This is a genomic window from Desmonostoc muscorum LEGE 12446 (genome assembly GCF_015207005.2).
GTDB classification, from domain to species: Bacteria; Cyanobacteriota; Cyanobacteriia; order Cyanobacteriales; family Nostocaceae; genus Nostoc; species Nostoc muscorum.
Map to the genome: position 1 here is coordinate 2,362,674 of NZ_JADEXS020000001.1, position 20,731 is coordinate 2,383,404.

Annotated in this window: 16 protein-coding genes; 12 read left to right on the forward strand and 4 right to left on the reverse strand. The window is 40.9% G+C overall.

Annotation, left to right across the window (positions count from 1 at the left end; genetic code table 11):
• Positions 1 to 83: 83 nt before the first annotated feature.
• The 4 genes from IQ276_RS10200 to IQ276_RS10215 all read left to right on the forward strand — a co-directional run bounded on the left by IQ276_RS10200 (position 84) and on the right by IQ276_RS10215 (position 3,014).
• Positions 84 to 743 (forward strand): L-threonylcarbamoyladenylate synthase, encoded by a 660-nt coding sequence (locus IQ276_RS10200; RefSeq protein WP_073645478.1) that lies wholly within the window; start codon positions 84 to 86, stop codon positions 741 to 743.
• 152 nt (positions 744 to 895) lie between these two features.
• The gene (locus IQ276_RS10205; RefSeq protein ID WP_190884314.1) at positions 896 to 1,093 is read left to right on the forward strand and encodes a hypothetical protein; all 198 of its coding nucleotides are present in this window, start codon (positions 896 to 898) and stop codon (positions 1,091 to 1,093) included.
• Between the two features lie 31 nt (positions 1,094 to 1,124).
• Positions 1,125 to 2,345, forward strand: a complete 1,221-nt coding sequence (locus tag IQ276_RS10210; protein WP_190884313.1) for a HetZ-related protein — start codon at positions 1,125 to 1,127, stop codon at positions 2,343 to 2,345.
• 192 nt (positions 2,346 to 2,537) lie between these two features.
• Positions 2,538 to 3,014: a PD-(D/E)XK nuclease superfamily protein gene (locus IQ276_RS10215; protein ID WP_190884312.1), complete on the forward strand. Its 477-nt coding sequence runs from the start codon at positions 2,538 to 2,540 to the stop codon at positions 3,012 to 3,014.
• 211 nt (positions 3,015 to 3,225) lie between these two features.
• On the opposite strand, the gene IQ276_RS10220 is transcribed toward IQ276_RS10215, so the two are convergent.
• A complete protein-coding gene (locus IQ276_RS10220) occupies positions 3,226 to 4,125 on the reverse strand; it encodes a DNA adenine methylase (RefSeq protein ID WP_193921505.1) in 900 nt (299 codons plus the stop codon).
• A gap of 164 nt (positions 4,126 to 4,289) precedes the next feature.
• Here IQ276_RS10220 and IQ276_RS10225 point away from each other — a divergent pair, with 164 nt between their 5' ends.
• The 3 genes from IQ276_RS10225 (at position 4,290) to IQ276_RS10235 (ending at position 6,074) form a co-directional block, all read left to right on the forward strand.
• The gene (locus IQ276_RS10225) at positions 4,290 to 4,496 is read left to right on the forward strand and encodes a DUF751 family protein (protein WP_190884310.1); all 207 of its coding nucleotides are present in this window, start codon (positions 4,290 to 4,292) and stop codon (positions 4,494 to 4,496) included.
• A 130-nt stretch (positions 4,497 to 4,626) separates the two neighbouring features.
• A complete protein-coding gene (gene rbfA, locus IQ276_RS10230) occupies positions 4,627 to 5,055 on the forward strand; it encodes a 30S ribosome-binding factor RbfA (RefSeq protein WP_190884309.1) in 429 nt (142 codons plus the stop codon).
• Between the two features lie 782 nt (positions 5,056 to 5,837).
• The gene (locus tag IQ276_RS10235; RefSeq protein WP_062297131.1) at positions 5,838 to 6,074 is read left to right on the forward strand and encodes a DUF4327 family protein; all 237 of its coding nucleotides are present in this window, start codon (positions 5,838 to 5,840) and stop codon (positions 6,072 to 6,074) included.
• Positions 6,075 to 6,261: 187 nt separating this feature from the next.
• On the opposite strand, the gene IQ276_RS40160 is transcribed toward IQ276_RS10235, so the two are convergent.
• Together IQ276_RS40160 and IQ276_RS10240 are read right to left on the reverse strand one after the other, a co-directional pair.
• Positions 6,262 to 6,393, reverse strand: coding sequence for a hypothetical protein (locus IQ276_RS40160; RefSeq protein WP_255264321.1), 132 nt, complete (start codon positions 6,391 to 6,393; stop codon positions 6,262 to 6,264).
• Between the two features lie 81 nt (positions 6,394 to 6,474).
• A complete protein-coding gene (locus IQ276_RS10240) occupies positions 6,475 to 6,828 on the reverse strand; it encodes a hypothetical protein (protein ID WP_190882836.1) in 354 nt (117 codons plus the stop codon).
• 554 nt (positions 6,829 to 7,382) lie between these two features.
• Here IQ276_RS10240 and cdf31 point away from each other — a divergent pair.
• Positions 7,383 to 8,285, forward strand: a complete 903-nt coding sequence (cdf31, locus tag IQ276_RS10245) for a CDF family zinc efflux transporter Cdf31 (RefSeq protein WP_235115571.1) — start codon at positions 7,383 to 7,385, stop codon at positions 8,283 to 8,285.
• A gap of 83 nt (positions 8,286 to 8,368) precedes the next feature.
• Here the strand turns inward: cdf31 and IQ276_RS10250 are convergent, their stop codons facing one another.
• Entirely contained in the window at positions 8,369 to 8,773 is a 405-nt protein-coding gene (locus IQ276_RS10250; protein WP_193926142.1) for a response regulator, read from the reverse strand.
• Between the two features lie 800 nt (positions 8,774 to 9,573).
• Here IQ276_RS10250 and IQ276_RS10255 point away from each other — a divergent pair.
• The 4 genes from IQ276_RS10255 to IQ276_RS10270 all read left to right on the forward strand — a co-directional run bounded on the left by IQ276_RS10255 (position 9,574) and on the right by IQ276_RS10270 (position 20,529).
• Positions 9,574 to 11,835 (forward strand): ATP-binding protein, encoded by a 2,262-nt coding sequence (locus IQ276_RS10255; protein ID WP_193917111.1) that lies wholly within the window; start codon positions 9,574 to 9,576, stop codon positions 11,833 to 11,835.
• A gap of 4 nt (positions 11,836 to 11,839) precedes the next feature.
• The gene (locus IQ276_RS10260) at positions 11,840 to 12,295 is read left to right on the forward strand and encodes a response regulator (RefSeq protein WP_190882840.1); all 456 of its coding nucleotides are present in this window, start codon (positions 11,840 to 11,842) and stop codon (positions 12,293 to 12,295) included.
• Positions 12,296 to 12,297: 2 nt separating this feature from the next.
• The gene (locus tag IQ276_RS10265) at positions 12,298 to 15,375 is read left to right on the forward strand and encodes a PAS domain S-box protein (RefSeq protein ID WP_193917109.1); all 3,078 of its coding nucleotides are present in this window, start codon (positions 12,298 to 12,300) and stop codon (positions 15,373 to 15,375) included.
• Between the two features lie 756 nt (positions 15,376 to 16,131).
• Positions 16,132 to 20,529, forward strand: a complete 4,398-nt coding sequence (locus tag IQ276_RS10270) for an amino acid adenylation domain-containing protein (RefSeq protein WP_193917107.1) — start codon at positions 16,132 to 16,134, stop codon at positions 20,527 to 20,529.
• The last annotated feature ends 202 nt before the right edge of the window (positions 20,530 to 20,731 follow it).

Consider the following 20,731-nt stretch of genomic DNA (forward strand, 5'->3'; position numbering starts at 1 on the left):
CATCTCCCTCATCTCCCTCATCTCCCTCATCTCCCCCACTCCCCACTCCCCACTCCCCACTCCCCACTCCCCACTCCCCACCTATGGCAAAAATTTTCCCAGTTCATCCGGATAATCCTCAAATTCGCCGAATAGAGGAAATAAAGTCAGCGCTCTCTAGTGGTGCTGTCATGCTTTACCCTACTGATACAGTTTATGCGATCGGTTGTGATTTGAATGCCAAATCGGCGGTAGAACGAGTGCGGCAAATTAAGCAGCTAGCAAATGATAAACCACTGACATTTTTATGTCCCTCGCTTTCAAATGTGGCAACTTATGCCTTCGTAAGTGACACAGCCTATCGGATTATGAAGCGCCTAATTCCAGGTACATACACGTTTTTGCTCCCAGCTACTAAGTTAGTACCGCGATTGGTGCAAAGTCCCAAGCGGAAAACTACAGGAATTAGAGTCCCAAACCATACTGTGTGTTTGGCTCTGCTGGAAGCCTTGGGTAATCCGATTATTTCAACTTCTGCACATGTGCCACCAGATGAAGTAGATAATGGCTTGATTCACATAGATCCAGAGACTATTCAATCACGGGTAGAGCTATTTGACCGTTTGGACAAATTCGTGGACATAATTGTAGATACTGGTGAGGAACCTACGTATGAAGTGTCTACCATTTTGGATTTAACGGGGGATGAAGCAGTAATGATACGGAGGGGTTTAGGTTGGGAAGCAGCAGCAGCGTGGGTATAACAATTCAATTTCATCAGCGCACTTCTTGGTTTCGGAAATTGTGATTAAAATAACTCCAGTTTTGAAATTGTCATAATTAAAGGCGATTGCAGTGGGTATAACAGGATGGTGGCAACACTCGCTAGAGCAAGGCATTTGACAAATTGAAAAAAATGGTGCGTATCCATTCACTAGCATCAATGTGGTGGTTTGTGGAAAAACCGACACATTGTCATAGCTATAACTCTTTCGTATTTCCTACAGTTTTAAATATGAGCTTTAGATCTGAGCATTACATGGGGCAAATCTTGATGGATGAATGCCCAAAGATTCTCCAGCCAAGACTAGCCTCGATCGCTGTGTCTGCTTAATTACGGTGCAATACTACTCCCTGGAAAAGTCATGAAAGCTAATGTCGCCAATCTACCCAACTCTACACCAATTTTTGAGGACCACGTTTCTGGCGAAGAATTGCCAGCTAGCAGCAGTGATACGTTGATTGAATTGCTGTGTCAGGAAATGCAAGCACAAGTGAAAGCAGCACCCAGGTGCGTACAAGCTTTAGCAAAGCGCATTGCCAAAGAAGTAGAACGCATTTGCGATAAAAGCTCCCGTATCCAAACATCTGGACAAATTAAGTCTTGGCAGATGACGTTGGCAAGACATCGGATGCAAAAGTGCTTACGTTACTACCAACTAGGTTCAAAGCAAGGGCGGGTGGAATTACATAGCAATTTGGGTGCGATGGTTTACCGCCATGTAACTATATCTGGTTCGGAGTTGGGTTTTGACGCTCGCTACAGCCTGATTGAAGATTTTTTACAAGCATTTTATATTGAAGCCATTAAAGCTTTCCGCCGCGAAAACGAATTACCTGAGGATCACACGCCGCGTACTCAGCTGCAATTAGCTGAATATATGGCGTTTACAGAACAGTACGCCAAACGTCGCATCAATTTACCTGGCGGTGCAAATCAGCAATTAATTATCTTGCGGGCGCAAGGTTTTGCTCGTCGTCAGCCCCAAGAAACTACTGTGGATATTGAAATGGCGGTGGAATCTGCTAAGGGTGAAGAAGCAGAATCTTACCAGCGCAATTCCGCGGTGCAACAACTGCGATCGCAAATGATCGCCAAAGCCAGTTTCGATCCATCAGAAGAATCAGAACGCGATCGCGTCATCGCTGAATTGATGAAATACTTAGAGTCTCAAGGTCAATCTGACTGCATGGACTACTTAAGCCTGAAACTGCAAGACCTCTCAGCACCAGAAATTGACCAAATTCTCGGTTTAACCAGCCGTCAGCGCGATTATCTGCAACAACGCTTTAAATACCATGTAGAAAAGTTTGCCAAGCAACACCATTGGCAATTGGTACATCAATGGTTAGGTGCGGGTTTAGAGCAAAAATTGGGTTTATCTTCCCAACAGTGGGAAATCTTTATCGGTCAACTCACAGAACAACAACAGCAAATTTTACAGCTCAAAACTGCACGAGAAAACGATCAAGCGATCGCCAAAGTCATCAAATGCACCCCCAAACAAGTGCAAAAGCGCTGGACTCAACTTTTAGAGATAGCATGGGCTATCCGCAACGGTAATACTGAAGCACAGACAGGTTGAAGTCCAAAGGAAAATTATTACTTCAATTAATAACTCATTTTTTATCCAAACTATTAATACATTTGTATTTATTTAGTACATAAATACCAAATTTATGTACTTTAAACAAAAATTCATATTAAGCAACTGACCATTTATTACTGCTTCTATGGAATCCTAGAATAAGCGGTACTTTTGGCAGAGGAATTTAGGATGGCTCTGACTCAAGGTGGGCGGGCAAATAAGGCAGGGAAAATTCTAGAAATTAATGTAGAAGCAATCTTGAATGGACATAATTATTTTCAAGTAGGAAATTATGTCTCAAAAGAATTTGTATTAAATGCGGCTTTATTGCCAAAACGCTATGGGAAAGAGGTTTATATTGGCACTGGAATTTATCATACCGATTTAAAGGTTGATTTTTACGTTGTTGGCTCACCTGCAATGCCATCTGGTTTAATTATTGAGTGCAAATGGCAAGAAAGCCCTGGTTCGGTTGATGAAAAATTTCCTTATTTAAATATGAACATTCAGCATTATTACCCTGCACCGACTATCGTCATACTAGGTGGTGAAGGTATGCGAGAAGGTGCAAGTAAATGGCTGAAAGCAAGAGTTAATGATAATCATAATTTATTAGCAGTTTATAGCTTAGACAGATTTATTGCTTGGGCAAATAAAAATCTTTGAAGAAGGAGTCAGAATTCAGAATTCAGAATGTAATGGTTAGATATATTGGGATACATCACTTTTTTATAGTGGTTTCCGTATCGGTGAGGTACAGAAAAAAATAGATATTCATAGGGGCGCACAGATGTGCGCCCCTACCCATGTACCTCATTCAAATGAGAATCGCTATATGGCTACTAAATCTTTAATTTAATAACGTAATTAAACCCATTTATTCACTACCAAGGCATACAGTATTCATGCTGAATTCTGAATTCTGACTCCTGAATTCTTTATTATCAAAAGATGTAATTAATAATTCGTTAATCATGCCTCGATTTTTTATGTTCGAGTTAATCGATCGCGCTGCTTTGATTGTGTGTGTTTCAAAATTGATATCTGTATAAATTTTTTTAATAAATTCACTATCAGAATTACATACCATAACTTTGACACCCCGACTTGACAACTCTGCACAAGTGTCTCTCAAAACTTCCTGGTCTTTTCTAGTAAAAGAATTTGAACTATAGGCAGTGAAATAGCTAGTGTCACTGATAGGGTGGTAAGGGGGATCAAAAAATACAAAGTCATCACTGCTAGTGGCATAGTTAAGCACTTGCGTAAAATCTGCTTGTTGAATTGTTGCGTGAGAAAGTGCTGTGGAGGCTAGTTGCAATAAATTTTCAGGACAAATGTTGGGATTGTCATATCTGCCTAAGGGCACATTGAATTTGCCCTGTGAATTCACTCGATAAAGACCATTGAAACAGGTTTTATTCAGATATATTAAACGAGCAGCTTTTTCTAAATCAGTACCAGCAAAGTTGTTTCTTACGCTATAGTAATAATCTCTAGTATGTCTTTTCTTATGTTCTTTCAGGAGCAATATTAATTCATCAACGTTATCTCTAACGCAGCAATAAGTATTAATTAATTCGGCGTTAATATCAGTTAAAATTGCTTTGGTTGGTTGGAGATAGAAAAAGACAGCACCGCCTCCTAAAAATGGTTCATAGTAATTTTTATAATTATTGGGAAAATAAGGAATATATTGCTGAATCAACCTACTTTTACCCCCTGCCCACTTCAAAAATGGACGCGGGCTAGTTTCTTTGGGGATTTGAATAACCATTTACCTAAAATTTTACAGAAATAATGGCGACCAAATATAGTTAATATAACTGACGAGCCGTATTTTATATTAACTGGTTAATTTTCCAGCCGCATAGATTACAATTGAGTAGATAAAGCATATCAAAACAAACGTAAGTTTATAACAAGGCAGTTTACATTCAAATGTTTGACGGATTTTGGGATAACGTCTTTCGCTACCCCCGCTACTTCATTACTGTCCTCTTAGGGGTATTTATCAACACCTTTGCGCCATTAGTGCCACTGTTCAAACGCCCAATCACCCTAATCGCCCTTTTGGGTTTGCTTGTTAGCAGTCTGGTGTTCGTAACTTTCACCTTACGTGCAATGCTGGGCTTGAGTACAATCTAGGCTAGGGCGATGCTGTGGCTTGCGCCCTAGAGACAGTTATTTTTGGCGTTGCTTGCTATACGCCAAATACTATCTACCCAACTTGCATTTATATTATGTCGTACAACCTCTGTGAGGAGGCTAAACTTTTATGGCTACAAATCGCCGCGTCTCCCGCGTTGCTGAACTGATCAAACGGGAAGTTAGCCAAATGCTGCTCAACGGCATTAAGGATGACCGTGTGGGTACAGGAATGGTAAGTGTTACTGATGTTGATGTTTCTGGCGACCTCCAACACGCCAAAATCTACGTCAGTATCTATGGTACAGATGAAGCTAAGGCTGAAACAATGGCGGGCTTAAAGTCAGCCACAGGTTTTGTCCGCAGCGAACTTGGTGCTAGGGTACGGCTACGTCGTACACCAGAGGTGATCTTTGTGGAAGATCGCTCCATAGAACGTGGTAATAAAGTACTGGCACTATTAAACCAGCTGAACAATCAGCGATCGCCAGAAGATCCCACAGCAGTAGAAGACACCACAGATCCCGATGATGACAAATTCTCAGAATCAGTAACTTAAAGAACAATGTAACTTCAGAACAAATTGATCTCAGCAAATCCGCCAAACACTTTACAGACGTGACTAGATCACGTCTGTTTTAATGTGACCATAAGCTAATTCAGTCATTTGTCATTAGTCATTTATCATCTGTCATCCTCCTTCTCTCTTCATCCCCACGTCAGAGCGTTTCCCCCTTCCCCATAGATAAATAGCATTACTCCCCCCTTCTACAGATGTTTATCTAAAAAAAACCATGTAACATCAGCGCTGAAATTAACCAAGTAATTGCGGATTTGTTTAAGAAATTGTTAACAGTTGCTAGCCTAAAAGCCTTCATAGTGTAATTTAGCCGTTAGCTTTGCCATAGTTTATACCCTAGTTGCTGCCAAATATCCTTATCTTGTTTACCTTGAGATAGATACCAACACTTCTAGATACAGCTTTCAGGTGATTATTTGATCTGTGAGCGATCGCTATATGGACTCTTCTCACCAGCAAAATAATGCCTCAAGGCACTAATGGCATAGCTTTGGAACCCGTTGAATAAAACTCACACAACTAGTACAGCAGGTTTCGTTAACTACTTTGACATTGTTTTGTGAAGCTTATTTTTCGGAAATGTCAGCTTTTGTTGACTTTCTTAACATTTCTTGAGATAATTTCAGGATGTGTAGCGTCAAAATGAAATTAGTTCCGTATAGCAAACTACAAAAGCATAGCCACAAGTCAAATCTCTGTCATGTTTGTTCCTTATAGCTAAACGGGAACACTATCTAAGTGTTAATTTGTGAGTAAAAACCATGAGTGTGAATACGGTGCCTTCTATTAATTACTACTCTCTGGATGTCATCCAAGACGAAGCACGCCGACTGGTGCAAAAGGGAATGGTCAGCCGACAACAGCCAATATATACACTCTGCCAATACATCCCAGCGAGAGAGTGGGTTTGCGTTGAATGTGAGTTAGAAAAATGTGACTTTTTGTTACGCGATCGCATTGGTGACTTGATTGGTCGTGAACAATGGGACAACGACTAATCAATGTTAAATTTCGGATTTGAGATTGGGGTTTATTTTTGATGTGTGGATTTCACAATCAACGATTCTACGCCCAATATGGGGGATAATCTCTGGCTTTTGGTAAGCATTGCCCAATCTAGGATCTTGCGTTTTTCATTAATACGGAAACATTAGAGTCTCAATTTATACAAGTTTTCAGGTGAATTTAGGCATCAGAACCAAGAGTGCTGATGCCGCAACTTGAGTCTGGAATGTGGATTCTGTTACCGGGGCGGTTCCTGATGTTGGACTGCTCCGGTAATTTTTCTAGAAATGCAGGGGATGGGGCATGGGGCATTGGGCATTAGTTATTTCTCCCCCTGCCTCCCCTGCCTCCCCTGCCTCCCCTAGCTCCCCACTCCCCACTCCCCACTCCCCCTCATCCCACTTGGTCTAAATATTGATTAATATCATCAATGATGCGAGTCAATTCGGCTTCTGTAGTTACGCGGATGTTAATGTTGCGAACAGTCAGCAGGACTTTGGCTGCGAAGGGAGTCGGCCAAATATTAGGATTGCAGAAAACTTCTAAAAAGACTTCGCCAGTGTAACGATATTCCAAGGGAGGCTGGGGAGTGGCTTTACCGCCGCCAGGAATGGGTTTAGCAGCCACAGCTTTGAGGCGTTCCATTAACTGGTCTATTGCTACCTTTAATTCTCGTGCTGCTTGGGGTGAAAAACTGAAGGACACAGAACCTTCAACTAAGTTGAGTGTTAGAGGAGTTGAAGACATTAGCTTTGTATTAAAACTTCTTGGTAATTACTAATGTTACCCCAATCAGTGGTTCACTTTAGAACTTGGTCAATTATCGAATAATCGATTGGATAGTGGCAGATAATTAACTATTTTTCCGGAAAAACCTTAGGGATTACATGTATGAATTACACAACTATAGCAATCCGATTTTATTTGGAGAATCACTCGTAGAGGTAAGGGACTGGGGACTGGGGACTGGGGACTGGGGACTGGGAAGAAGGAATAAAGGTGTACTTAGCTTCCCAAAAATCAAATATGAGTCCTATAGAAAATTTACTGGCAAATAAATTTAATTAAAATATTTCTCCTATTAATGCTAAAAATCTGCTGCGATCGCCAAAAGCATTCTCTACATCTGTCCGCTTTCTAGCTAATTTTAATTATAAATATTGTCAATAATTAGCATAAAAATTGTCAGTTAAAGAGAGAGTTAATTCTTACTGTGTAAGACTTTGATACATTTTATTTGTATTTATTTGTGTTTTGAGTTTTACATTAGAAGTCATAGAACTTGATGTAATAAATAATCTATGATTTCCGATAACCGCGCTGAAGTGCAAAAAGTTTTAATTATCACCCTAGTACTCAACCTATTTGTAATGGGATTGAAAGCACTTGTGGGGTACTGGACGGGTTCTTTGAGTTTACTAGCTGATGCTTTGCATAGTGTGACCGATAGTGCTAACAACGTTTTAGGATTAATTGCGAGTAAATTTTCTTCTCCACAACCCGATCGCGAGCATCCTTATGGACACAGCAAGTTTGAAGCGGTGGGAGCATTAGGAATCGCGGCCTTTTTGGGAATAGCCTGTTTTGAAATTCTCCAAGGAGCAATTGAGCGAATTCTCAAAGGCGGTGGTGAACCTGTGAAAATATCGCCCCCTGAGTTGTGGTTATTACTAATTGTGTTGGGTGTAAATATTTTCGTAGCGTTTTACGAACGTGGTGTAGGTAGGCGGGTAGCTAGCCCGATTCTCATTGCTGATGCTACACACACCATGAGCGATATTTGGGTGACAATTTCTGTAATTGGCGGCTTGATCGGAGTTTGGCTGGGTTATCAATGGATGGATATCGTGTTAGCTTTTCCTGTGGCTTTGTTGGTATTTTGGAGTGGCTGGTCAGTTTTAAAAGAGAATTTACCTTGGCTGGTAGATCAAATGGCGATCGCACCAGAAGCAATCCATGCCATCGCTACTTCTGTCCCTGGTGTGATTAACTGTCATGCGATCGCTTCTCGCGGTGTTCTTGGTCGTCAAGTGTTCATTGAAATGCATTTAATTGTAGACGCACCAGATGTAGAAACTGCCCACCAGATCACCGAAGAAGTCGAAAGCCGATTAGAAGAACGGTTTCGTCCTGTGAGGATTTTAATTCACGTCGAGCCACCGGGATATAAGTCTGAGCAAATTAGTTTTGAGGCGAAGGGATGAGGGGGAGTGGGAAGCAGGGGAGGCAGGGGAGGCAGGGGAGGCAGGGAGAGAAATAACCAATGCCCAATGACAACATTTTCGTATTAATTATTACAATTGTTAACTAAATTGGCGACGATCGCAACTAGTTCGCTTGGATCGACTGGTTTAGGTACATGAATCTGAAAGCCTGCTTCTAGGGCGGTATTACGATATTCGCGATCGCCATAGGCGGTTAAGGCAATGGCGGGGAGTTTTCCGTAAATGTCCGGTTTGAGCGACCGGATTTTGCGGATGAGGGTGTAGCCGTCTTCACTAGGCATAGCAATATCACATATCAAGATATCAGGCTGCAATTGGGGTAATACTTTCAATGCGGCGGCTGCGGATGCAACTGCTGTGACAGATGCTCCATCTGCTTCTAGTACAGTTGTGACATAAAAGCGACTATCATCATCATCATCAACTACGAGGATGTTTAAGCCAACAAGAGGGAGAGGAGGTTCCATAACATCTCCATATAACGTTGATAAGATAAAAATTATTGCTAATGACCTGCTTGTTTTATTTTCTCACTGGCCACATCATTGGTAATTTTACTGCGATCGCGCCTTTTTTTCTAGAAAATAACTCAACTCCTTGACTACTATTCAATTTACAGCTAATTTTTCGCTAGCATTTATATTCTTGCTACCTAGATAAAATTCCCTTGAACTCTATATTTATTTACATAAAGAAAATTATCTTGGATAAATAGTATTTTAATCATAAAATCTGATCGTAAAGCTTTTATAATAAATTTTGGTCGGATTTATTTAGATAGATTAAACCAAAAAATTGACAACTAAATTAGAGACTCTGTTAGAGGATGTTTGTCTGTCAGGTTATATGAATATCTCCCATAACCTTCCTTAGAGGATGTTTGAAAAGTGGTATGTAGTGATTTGAATCGAATTATTACCCCCCTTAATCCCACGCCACTTGCTACAACGGAGGGAACCTCCGCAACGCAGTGGCTCCCCGATATATTGGGGGGAAACAAGAAAATCCGGTTCCCTCCCCAATACATACGGGGAGGGTTAGGGTGGGGTAAAAAATATTTGAGACATCAATTATGACTTTTCAAACATCCTCTTACCAACCCGCTGTCAGATATTTATCAAATTAGTGAATAACGGTTTGAAAGTCCTCATTTTTAGGAGATTTTAGGAGGTTATAAAGTGTTTAATAGACCACCAAAGACTTTTAAAAAATCCTCTGAGATTGAGGTACATTGCTCAGGCATACTAGTCATCATTGGTATTAAAGCGTGAACACTAACGATATTACCGTTCCCTTTGAAGTTGATCTCACCAACTGCGATCGAGAGCCAATTCATATTCCTGGCTCTATTCAACCTCATGGAGTCCTTTTGGCATTAAAAGAACCAGAGCTAATTATCCTTCAATGTAGCAATAATACTTACTCTTTATTTGGCATTAGTCCGGAACAATTACTAAATCAACCTTTAAGTAACTTCTTAGAATCTGAACAAATTAATTTTTTGCAAGATTGTTTATCTCAACAGGATTTGCAAATTGTCAATCCTCTGGAATTTACAATCAAATCTGGTGATGAAAATTTACATTATGATGTGATTATTCATCGTTCATCTCAAATTTTGGTTCTGGAATTAGAACCGACATTCTTAGAAAAAAGTAACGCCTTTTTTAAATTTTATCATTTACTTAAACAAGCTATATCTAAATTACAGGTGGCATCGAGTGTCATAGAACTAAGTCAAATTCTTGCCCAAGAAGTAAAAAAGATCACTGGTTTTGAACGGGTGATGGTCTATCGCTTCGATGAGGATTGGAACGGCATAGTTATTGCTGAACAAAAGCCAGAATATCTGACATCTTATTTAGGCTTACACTATCCAGCTTCGGATATTCCCGTACAAGCTAGGGAACTCTACAGCCAAAATTGGTTGAGGCTAATACCGAATGCTGACTATCAACCAGCAGCAATTTTACCTGCAAATAATCCCTTGACTGGGCAGCCTTTAGATTTAAGTAAGTCGGTGTTGCGGAGTGTTTCGCCTTTACATATTGAGTATATGCATAATATGGGCGTAACGGCATCAATGTCAATTTCCATTATGAAAAATCAAAAATTATGGGGACTAATTGCTTGTCATCATCAATCGCCGAAATATGTTCCCTATGAAATTCGTCATGCTTGTGAATTTTTGGGACAAATTACATCTGTAGAACTGAGTGGAAAAGAGGATAGTGAAGATACTGAATCCAAAATTAATTTGAAATCAGTTCATAGCAAATTAGTAGAGTTCATGTCGGCAGAAAATAACTTTCTTGAAGGTTTAATTCAGCATCAACCGAATCTACTTAATCTTGTCAATGCCGACGGAGCAGTGGTATATTTTGAAAAAGACTATTTTTCAGTTGGCAATACTCCCGAAAAGCTAGATATTCAAAATTTAATCGAATGGATTTATCAAAATGTCCAGGAAGAAATTTTTTACACTGATTCGCTATCACAAATTTATCCAGAAGGAGAAAAAATCGGTGACGTGGCTAGTGGCTTGATGGCGCTTTCATTTTCCAAAATTCAGAGAAACTATGTTTTATGGTTTCGCCCAGAGGTAGTGCGGACTGTCAATTGGGGAGGTAACCCGAATAAACCTGTAGAGGTAACGGGAAATGGCAGTTTGCGTTTATCACCCCGGAAATCCTTCGAGTCATGGAAAGAAACGGTGCGGTTAAAATCTCTGAGTTGGAAACCTTATGAAGTGAGTGCGGCACTGGAGTTGAGAAGCGCTATTATTGGTGTGGTGTTGCGAAAAGCAGATGAACTAGCGCAGCTCAATATTGAACTAGAACGTAGAAACAACGAATTAGATGCCTTTGCCTACATTGCTTCTCATGATTTGAAAGAACCACTGCGCGGTATTCATAATTATTCCAATTTCCTCATTGAAGACTACGGCGAAATTCTCGACGAAGAAGGTAGGCACAAGCTAAGAACTCTGATTCGTTTGACTCAGCGTATGGAAGATTTAATTGATTCGCTGCTACATTTTTCCCGCTTAGGAAGGATAGATCTTTCTATGCAGGATACTGATATTAATAGTATTGTTCAGCGAAATTTAGACTTGTTGAGCGCCCGAATTGAGGAGATGGGGGTAGAAATCCGGATTCCTAGACCATTACCAACAGTGTATTGCGATCGCGTCCAAGTAGGCGAAGTCTTTAACAATCTCATTGCCAACGCCATTAAATACAACGACAAACCCGAAAAATGGATTGAAATTGGCTATGTTGAAGCCGCTTCACCTGCACCAGTAACATTTTACGTCCGAGATAACGGCATTGGAATTCGAGAAAAACACTTTGAGGCGATTTTCCGCATCTTCAAACGGCTACACGGGCCAAGCAAATATGGTGGCGGTACAGGGGCGGGATTGACCATCACGAAAAAAATTGTCGAGCGACATGGCGGTAAAATCTGGGTGGAGTCAACCTACGGCGAAGGCAGTACGTTTTATTTCACATTACAAGGAGTAGACTGAACTCATGATTGGCAAAACCGCCCAACCTTTGCTTGTGATTGAAGACAGCGATGAAGACTTTGAAGCGCTATGTCGAGTCATGCGCCGAGAAGCTGTGATTAATCCCGTCTTTCGCTGTACCGATGGTGATGAAGCGTTGGACTTTCTCTACCACACTGGTTCCTACAGCGATTCTCAGAAATTTCCTTGTCCCTCGATTATTTTACTCGACCTGAATTTACCAGGAACCGATGGGCGAGAAGTCTTAGAGCAAATCAAGCAGGATCGAAACCTCAAAAATATTCCTGTGGTTGTATTTACGACTTCTTCTAACCCTAAAGATATTGAAGTATGTTATCGATATTGCATTGCTAGTTATATATTAAAACCAATCGACATCAACAGATTGGTACAAACTATTCAAAGTTTTATCACTTATTGGTTAGATATCGTAGTTCTCCCTGATGCTGTTAGCAAGTAGTCATGGCACAGCCGCTAACCATTTTAATTATCGATGATTCTCCTGAAGACCGACAGGTTTATCGTCGCTATCTCCTGCAAGACCAAGAACACAGGTACACAATTCTCGAAGCAGAATCGGGAGAGGAAGCGTTGGCATTATGTCAAGAGTTGCAGCCTGAGGGAATTTTATTAGACTTTCTTTTACCAGACATGGATGGACTGGAATTTCTGGCAGAATTACGGCAGCAGTTAAAGGGAAATACGCCAGCTCTAATTATGTTAACAGGATATGGCAACGAGTCCGTGGCTGTCCAGGCGATGAAAAGTGGTGTCCAAGATTATTTAATCAAGGGACAGACAACAGCAGAACGTTTGCGTTCTACTGTCTACTCAGCAATCAAAAATACTCAGTTACGTCAGCAACTACAACGCAGCGAAGAACGTTTTCGCACTTCGGTGGAAAATATGCTCGATTGCTTTGGTATTTACTTAGCCATTCGTAACGAGACGGGTGAAATACTTGATTTTTGCGTTGATTATGTGAATGCCGCAGCTTGTGAATTTACCCAGATGAATAAGGAGGAACAGCGGGGCAAAGGATTATGTGAAATTTTACCGAATTTTCGAGCCAGTGAATTGTTTGATGAGTGTTGCCAAGTTATAGAAACTGGTAATCCTTTGGTGAAAGAATCACTCATCTACACTTCAAATTTTGATAGCAATCAGGTGTTAACCAAAACCATTGATATTCGCATCACCAAAATGGGAGATGGCTTTGTTGCTTCCTGGCGGGATGTGACTGAGAAAAATCAAGCACATGAACAATGGCGCGAGAGTCAGCAGTTCATCGAACGCATTGCCGAAACTACTCCCGGAATTTTGTATGTTTACGACTTAGTTAAACAACAGAATGTCTATATTAATAGTCAGGTTAGTAAATTGCTTGGCTACACTCCAGAGCAAGTTCAAGAAATGGGAACACAGTTCTTACCCAAGATCATGCATCCTGAGGATTTCGCTCAACTTCCTAGTGTGTTCCAAGAACTTGGCTCAATTCAAGATAGCAATATCGTGGAAAATGAATATCGGATGCGACACGCCAATGGAGAATGGCGCTGGTTTTTTAGTAGAGATACGATATTCACCAGGAATTCTGATGGTTCCCCACGCCAAATTATCGGTACAAGCTTTGATATCACTGAACGTAAGCAGACAGAAGAACAGCTACGTTTAAGCAACGAGCGTTTCCAACTAGCAGCAGCGGCGGTTAATTGCCTAATTTATGACTGGGATCTAGAAAACGACAGAATTGACAGGACTGAAGGACTAACTAAAATTTTGGGTTACTCCTTAAAGGAGGCACCAACAACCCATCAATGGTGGAAAGAGCAAATTCATCCCGAAGATAGAGAGGGTTTAATTCATCACTTCCACGCTATAGTCTCTGCCAATGAAAATCACTATACGGTTGAGTATAGGGCACGACACAAAGACCAGGAATATCGATATGTGCTGGATCAGGGAGTGATTACACGAGATGCTAGTGGCCAGGTAATTCGGGCAGTGGGTAGTACAACAGATATTAGCGATCGCAAACGTGCTGAATTTGCTTTGCAAGAAAGTGAAGCTAAATTCCGCCGCATTGTCGAATCTAATATAGTTGGGATTTATTTTGGTGACTTCAGCGGTCGAGTCTATGAAGCAAATGACGCTTTCTTAGAAACCTTCGGTTACACCCGTGAAGATTTGGCAGGCGGAATCATCCGCTGGAATTCCATGACACCGCCAGAATATCAAACCCTCGACCAGCAAAAAATTCAAGAACTGCAAGTTTCTGGTGTTTGTACTCCCTTTGAGAAGGAATATCTTCACAAAAATGGTACTCGGATTCCAGTTCTACTAGGAATTGCCCGGATAGAAGGCACAAAGGACAACGGTTATAGCGTCTGCTTCGTTCTCGACCTCACCCAACGCAAACGTGCTGAACTAGCGCTACGCGAAAGCGAGGAACGCTACCGCTACTTATCCAATGCCATGCCACAACTCGTTTGGATCTGCAATCCTCAGGGTGAATGTGAACATCTCAATGAACGCTGGTATGAATTTACTGGACAATCAGTTGACGAGGCAATGGGATTTGGCTGGACAAAAACTATCCATCCAGACGACACCGAAGCAGCTATGGCAGGATGGACTCAAGCCTTGCAAACAGGGGAACTTTACCAACAGGAAATCCGCTATCAAAAACACGATGGTAGCAGTTCTTGGCATTTAGTACGAGGTGTGCCCATCAAGGATGAGCAAGGAAGTATCATCAAGTGGTTTGGCACGAGTACAGATATTGACGATCGCAAACACTTAGAAGCCGAACGCAATCAACTTTTGCAACTTGAGCAAGCCGCCCGCGCCCAAGCTGAAGCTGCTAACCGCACTAAAGATGAGTTTGTGGCAATGGTATCCCATGACCTACGCTCTCCACTCAACGCCATTCTCGGCTGGGTGCAACTGCTGCGGAGGAGCAAATTCGATGAAGCCAACCTCCCTAAAGCTCTCGAAACCATTGAACGCAATGCCAGGTCTCAGGAAAAACTTCTCGAAGACCTACTAAATATGTCTCGCATCCTCCAAGGGAAGCTACAACTTGAGGTCAGCCAAGTTAATCTCGGAGTAGTTGTAGGCGCAGCAATAGAAACTGCTTACCCATCGGCAAACTCCAAAAATATTCGTTTAGAGTCCATAATTGACAGGTCAATTTCCACAATTTCCGGCGATATCAACCGTTTACTGCAAGTTCTCGGCAATTTACTCACCAACGCTATTAAATTCACCCCCTCAGGGGGAAAAGTAGAAGTTAGATTGTTTGGCAATGGCTCTCATGCCCAAATCACAGTTAGCGATACAGGTATGGGCATCAGCCCAGAGTTTGTGCCCTACGTTTTTGAACGCTATCATCAAGGACATCCCACTCACAAACAAGCTGGCTTAGGACTGGGTTTGGCGATCGCCCGTCATCTTGTCGAATTACATGGCGGCTCTATTCAAGTTGCTAGTCCTGGCGTTGGACAAGGAGCTACTTTTACCATCAAGTTGCCGTTATAAAAATTAAAAATTAATACCTTTAATTTGGTAAAACTCAAAAAAGTTATAGCAGTAGCCAATAATAAACAAGAATTTGAGTATATCAAAAAAGCCTGTAATTAGTCAACTCCTCAAAGCAAGTAAATTCGTAGATTTATTGAGAATAATTCGCGTAAAATCAACATAACTTAACCAAATTTATAATTTTTGTAAAGTTTTGGGCAGCGGAATTCAAAAGCTAAAATCAAGTTGCATATAGAGTCTTGATAAAGTCCATAAATTGTGAATTTTTCAATAAAAATTTTGTGTAAAAAATTTATATATTTCTAGACAATTTTATCAAATTTAAATATTCAGCATTTTCGATAACTGCCATTATATTTACTTTAAAAAATACAATGTTTTACTTGGCTTGAACTTCAAAAAACACGCCAAGATATAACCAAAACTACTGAAAAAATTATATTTAAGTCTCAAAAAACATTATTTATCATTCTAGTAATCTCACTCTGGCATCCAGAAAAATTTTCAAGTGATAATGATTTTTCATACTCAATTTTATTGCCTGTAATATTGTGACACTAGGATGTATTTGTCATCCTTTATTAATTAAATCTGTTTTTGCAAATGTTTGTCAAGTTAGATTGGTTGATGAAAACAGCGCAGTCAGATATATACCTAGTGTGAATAATAAATTAGCAGTCATAAGCTAGAGTTAAAAAACTAGTAATTCCAGTTGTGAATATTTTAGTAATTATCTGCAAATCTTCCAAAAAAATGATCGAAAAATTCGACTTTACGTTAATTCATAAATTAGTAGAAAATCAAGTTGAAAAATCTCCTCAAGCTGTCGCTGTTATTTGTCAAAATGAGCAACTAAGTTATGAAGAACTTAACCAAAAAGCGAACCAAGTAGCGCATTACTTACAGAAACTAGGAGTTAAACCAGAAGTTTTGGTTGGCGTGTGTGTAGAGCGATCGCTAGACATGGTGATTGCACTACTAGGCATTCTCAAAGCAGGTGGAGCTTATATACCTGTCGATCCTAGCTATCCCCAAGAACGCTTGGAATTTATGCTGGAAGACTCCCAGATGCCAATACTCGTGACTCAAAAGCATCTGATTAAGCAATTACCACGGCTAGAAAATGTACGGGTTGTGTGTATTGATACAGATTGGCAGGTAATTACTCAATACAGCACAGAAAATCTCCATAGTAAAGTAACTGGCGAAAATTTAGCTTATACCATCTATACTTCAGGTTCTACAGGTAAACCTAAAGGTGTTCAGATTAAACACCGCTCAGTAGTCAACCTCCTAAATTCCATGCAGAGGGAACCAGGACTAACGGCAGAAGATACGTTGCTAGCAATCACGACAATTTCCTTTGATATGGCAGTCCCAGACCTATATTTACCTTTGGTCGTAGGCGCTCGTATTAAGCTGATTGAACGGCAAGTAGCATCCGATGCGGCGGAACTTGCCAAGGTTCTATCTGAGCCAGAAGTCACATTTGTACAGGCAACCCCAGCGACATGGCAACTGGTTCTTGCCGCAGGCTGGCAAGGAAATAAAAGACTGAAAATATTATGTGGTGGAGAAGCCTTAATGCGATCGCTAGCCAATCAGCTGCTAGAGAAAGGAGGCTCTCTTTGGCATATGTATGGACCCACGGAAACTACTGTTTGGTCAATGATTTACAAAGTAGAACCTGGGAGCAATTCCTTACCTCTTGGTCGTCCCATTGATAACACACAAATCTACCTACTAGAGCAACCAAAACGCCGAGAAAACGATCCAATGAAAATAGCTCCTATTGGTACCCCTGGCGAAGTGTACATAGGTGGAGAAGGAGTTGCGCGAGGTTACCTCAACCGTCCAGAGTTAAATCGTGACAGGTTTGTTCATCACCCCTTCAGTAACGAACCCGAAGCACGCCTTTACAAAACCGGAGATTTAGCTCGCTATCTACCAGATGGAAATCTTGAGTTTATTGGTCGGATTGACAATCAAGTCAAAATCCGTGGCTTTCGCGTGGAATTAGGAGATATTGAAAGAGTTTTGAGCCAGCATCCATATATCAAAGAGACTGTTGTTATTAGTAAAGAAGATAATTTTGGTAATAAACGCCTGATTGCCTATGTTGTTCCCAATACTCACCACGAGAAATTAGTATCATCACAACTAATAGAACAGTCATATACTGAGCAAATTCAGCAGTGGGAAAAGGTTTGGAGCAGTACTTACAGTCAGTTTCCTGAAGATTGGGCTGGCTACAATGATAGTTTTACTGGTCTACTTATACCAGCAAATGAGGTGTGTGAGTGGGTTGACGACACTGTTGAGCGGATTCTTTCTTTATGTCCGCAACGAGTATTAGAGATTGGATGTGGAAAGGGACTACTTTTATTTCGCATTGCTCCTTACTGTAGTCATTACGTAGGTACAGATATTTCGGCAGAAGCTATCCATTATATAGAGCAGCAACTGAAGAACGATCCACAGCATTGGTCACATGTAAAGGTATCTGACAGAGCTGCCCATGAACTTGCAGGATTAGAACCAGCCAGCTTTGATACGGTGATTATCAACTCTGTGATTCAGTACTTCCCCAGTGTGGATTATCTGTTGCAGGCGATCGAGAAGAGTGTCAAATTGGTCAAACCGGGAGGGCAGATTTTCATTGGTGACGTTCGTAGTTTACCGTTACTAGAAACTTTTCATACCGCAGTTCAACTGGGCCAAGCTACTTCTTCTCTTTCCAGTCATCAACTCCAACAAATGATCCGGGAACGAATTTTCCGCGACAGAGAACTAGTGCTTGATCCAGACTTCTTTCCTGCTTTGAAGCAGAGAATTCCCCGTATTAGTCATGTTCAAACCTTACTTAAGCGAGGTCACTCTCAAAACGAACTTATTAGGTTTCGCTCTGATGTCATTCTTCATATTGAGACAGATGTCTATCCAGATGCAGAGCCTTTATGTTGGGATTGGCAACAACAGGATATATCAATACCACAAATCTGCAAATTTCTGCAAGAGAAACAACCAAAAACTCTCAAGATTATCAATGTGCCTAATGCTCGGGTTTTCCGAGATGTGAAGGCAGTGGAGCTGTTAGCGAGTGCCAATCAACCGCCAACTGTAGGACAGCTAAAACAAACCCTCTGGCAAATCCCTGAACAAACTACAGTACATCCAGAGGAATTTTGGAATATAAGCCAATATCTACCCTATAAGTCCCATATTACTTGGTCTGAGTTAAACACTCCAGACACCTATGACGTTGTGCTGCAAAGCCAGTTGAAAGCAACAAACCAAAGGGCTATTGTTGTCCTGCCGGAGCAACCATTAGAGTTAAAACCATTGAGTGCTTATGCCAATAATCCTCTTCAAGTAAACCAGAAAACCAATTTGGTTCCCCAACTACGTACTTACCTGAAGGAAAAACTACCTGACTACATGGTTCCTTCAGCATTTGTAGTTATGGAAACCCTACCCTTGACACCAAATGGGAAAATTGATCGGCGATCGCTCCCTGAACCTAAAAAAGAGCGACCCATGTTAACAGAGGCATACGTCCCACCTTCTACTTTACTAGAAAACCAGCTGGCTGAAATTTGGTCTCAGATTTTAGGAATAGAACAAGTTGGCGTTGAGGATAACTTTTTTGAACTTGGAGGACATTCTCTGCTGACAGTTCAGCTACTTGCTCAAGTAGAAGAGATCGTTCACATTAAATTACCCTTGTTCTACCTGCTTAAAGAACCGACGATATCTGGATTAATCAAATCCATTGATGTTTTACAAAATTTGGATTCTATGAAACCTGTTGAGGAATTCACAAAGGTAGACTTACTAGCCCAAGCCGTCTTAGACCCAACAATTCGCCCGGAAATACCGTTTGTTGAACCTACAACTGAACCAAAGCATATCTTGTTGACAGGCGCAACAGGTTTCTTGGGTGCTTTTCTCTTACACGAACTTCTGCAACAAACATCAGCAGATATTTACTGTCTTGTTCGTGCCTCTAATTTTGCAGAAGGTCGGTACAAAATTCAAACCAATCTAGAGCGTTACATGCTCTGGAGTGGCGAATTAAATTCCAGGATAATTCCCCTATTAGGCGATTTATCAAGACCTTTTTTAGGGTTAAATCATCAAAGGTTCCAAGAGTTAGCTCATAAGCTCGACCTAATTTATCATTCTGGGGCTTTCGTAAACCTGATTTATCCGTACAAGGCACTACGAGCTACCAATGTGTTAGGAACTCAAGAAATTCTCCGGTTAGCCAGTTTAGGCAAAGTCACCCCTGTCCACTTTATCTCCACCATTGATGTCCTTGAGCCTCTAATCTTTAACAATCCAACACCGATCCCAGAAGATGAACTATTGGTAGATGGTGAAAAACTAACTAGGGGTTATGCCCAAACTAAATGGGTTGCTGAACAGTTAGTAATGGCAGCCCAATCGCGCGGAATTCCTGCTTGCATCTACAGACCAGGAATGATCTCAGGTCATAGTCAAACAGGCACTTATCACATAAATGATTTGATAGCCAGAATCATCAAAGGCATGATTCAACTAGGAACTGCGCCCGATCTGGATCAATCGATCAATATAACTCCCATAGACTATGCCAGTAAAGCAATTGTGCATCTCTCAAGACAACGAGAATCGCTAGGGAAAGCCTTCCATATTGTCAACCCTCACCCATTGCCCTGGAAAAAGCTTGTGAGCGAAATCCGCAGTTTCGGCTACTCAATTCAATTGCAGCCAAATGAGAAATGGCAAACAGAGTTACTTCAATTGGATATCTCCCAAGAAAATGTTTTAAATCCTATTAAATCACTATTCACCGAGAAATCTTCTCAAACCCATATGACCTATTTTGAAGCTTTCCTACTAACGGCTCAAGCTTTTGACTATCAAAATACCCTCAATGGGCTTAGAGAAACTTCCATAGTTTGCCCACCCGCAAATACCAAGCTTTTGAGTACATACTTGTCTTATTTCATACAGTGTGGTTTTTTAGTACCTTCCCTTAGCAATTTTGAAGAAAATAGATCAACCGCTAAAGAATGGCTGGGAACAGCAACCAAATGGGATGATTGCAGCGGGATATCTGAATCCAACAACTGTTACCAAGTGGCATTTTCAAGCCTGAATGAGTAAACTGCCATGTTGATTTAGGAACAAAACCCCAGTTTGTTTTTAATGTGGAGTATAAATGATTAAGTAGAAATTGATGTTGGGTATTACCCTGGAATATGCGGTAGGTTAAGTGATTATGTTGCTATCTAAAGATTTTTGTAGCAATTGTTATTTGGGCAATCAATAAAGGAACTATTAATGATGAATACTTAGTAGATACAAG

Excerpts from the sequence above, each read along its gene's own strand:
- IQ276_RS10200 (WP_073645478.1), top strand. The coding sequence starts at position 84 with ATGGCAAAAATTTTCCCAGTTCATCCGGATAATCCTCAAATTCGCCGA.
- IQ276_RS10205 (WP_190884314.1), top strand. The coding sequence starts at position 896 with ATGGTGCGTATCCATTCACTAGCATCAATGTGGTGGTTTGTGGAAAAA.
- IQ276_RS10210 (WP_190884313.1), top strand. The coding sequence starts at position 1,125 with ATGAAAGCTAATGTCGCCAATCTACCCAACTCTACACCAATTTTTGAG.
- IQ276_RS10215 (WP_190884312.1), top strand. The coding sequence starts at position 2,538 with ATGGCTCTGACTCAAGGTGGGCGGGCAAATAAGGCAGGGAAAATTCTA.
- IQ276_RS10220 (WP_193921505.1), bottom strand. The coding sequence starts at position 4,125 with ATGGTTATTCAAATCCCCAAAGAAACTAGCCCGCGTCCATTTTTGAAG.
- IQ276_RS10225 (WP_190884310.1), top strand. The coding sequence starts at position 4,290 with ATGTTTGACGGATTTTGGGATAACGTCTTTCGCTACCCCCGCTACTTC.
- rbfA (WP_190884309.1), top strand. The coding sequence starts at position 4,627 with ATGGCTACAAATCGCCGCGTCTCCCGCGTTGCTGAACTGATCAAACGG.
- IQ276_RS10235 (WP_062297131.1), top strand. The coding sequence starts at position 5,838 with ATGAGTGTGAATACGGTGCCTTCTATTAATTACTACTCTCTGGATGTC.
- IQ276_RS40160 (WP_255264321.1), bottom strand. The coding sequence starts at position 6,393 with ATGCCCCATGCCCCATCCCCTGCATTTCTAGAAAAATTACCGGAGCAG.
- IQ276_RS10240 (WP_190882836.1), bottom strand. The coding sequence starts at position 6,828 with ATGTCTTCAACTCCTCTAACACTCAACTTAGTTGAAGGTTCTGTGTCC.
- cdf31 (WP_235115571.1), top strand. The coding sequence starts at position 7,383 with ATGATTTCCGATAACCGCGCTGAAGTGCAAAAAGTTTTAATTATCACC.
- IQ276_RS10250 (WP_193926142.1), bottom strand. The coding sequence starts at position 8,773 with ATGGAACCTCCTCTCCCTCTTGTTGGCTTAAACATCCTCGTAGTTGAT.
- IQ276_RS10260 (WP_190882840.1), top strand. The coding sequence starts at position 11,840 with ATGATTGGCAAAACCGCCCAACCTTTGCTTGTGATTGAAGACAGCGAT.
- IQ276_RS10265 (WP_193917109.1), top strand. The coding sequence starts at position 12,298 with ATGGCACAGCCGCTAACCATTTTAATTATCGATGATTCTCCTGAAGAC.
- IQ276_RS10270 (WP_193917107.1), top strand. The coding sequence starts at position 16,132 with ATGATCGAAAAATTCGACTTTACGTTAATTCATAAATTAGTAGAAAAT.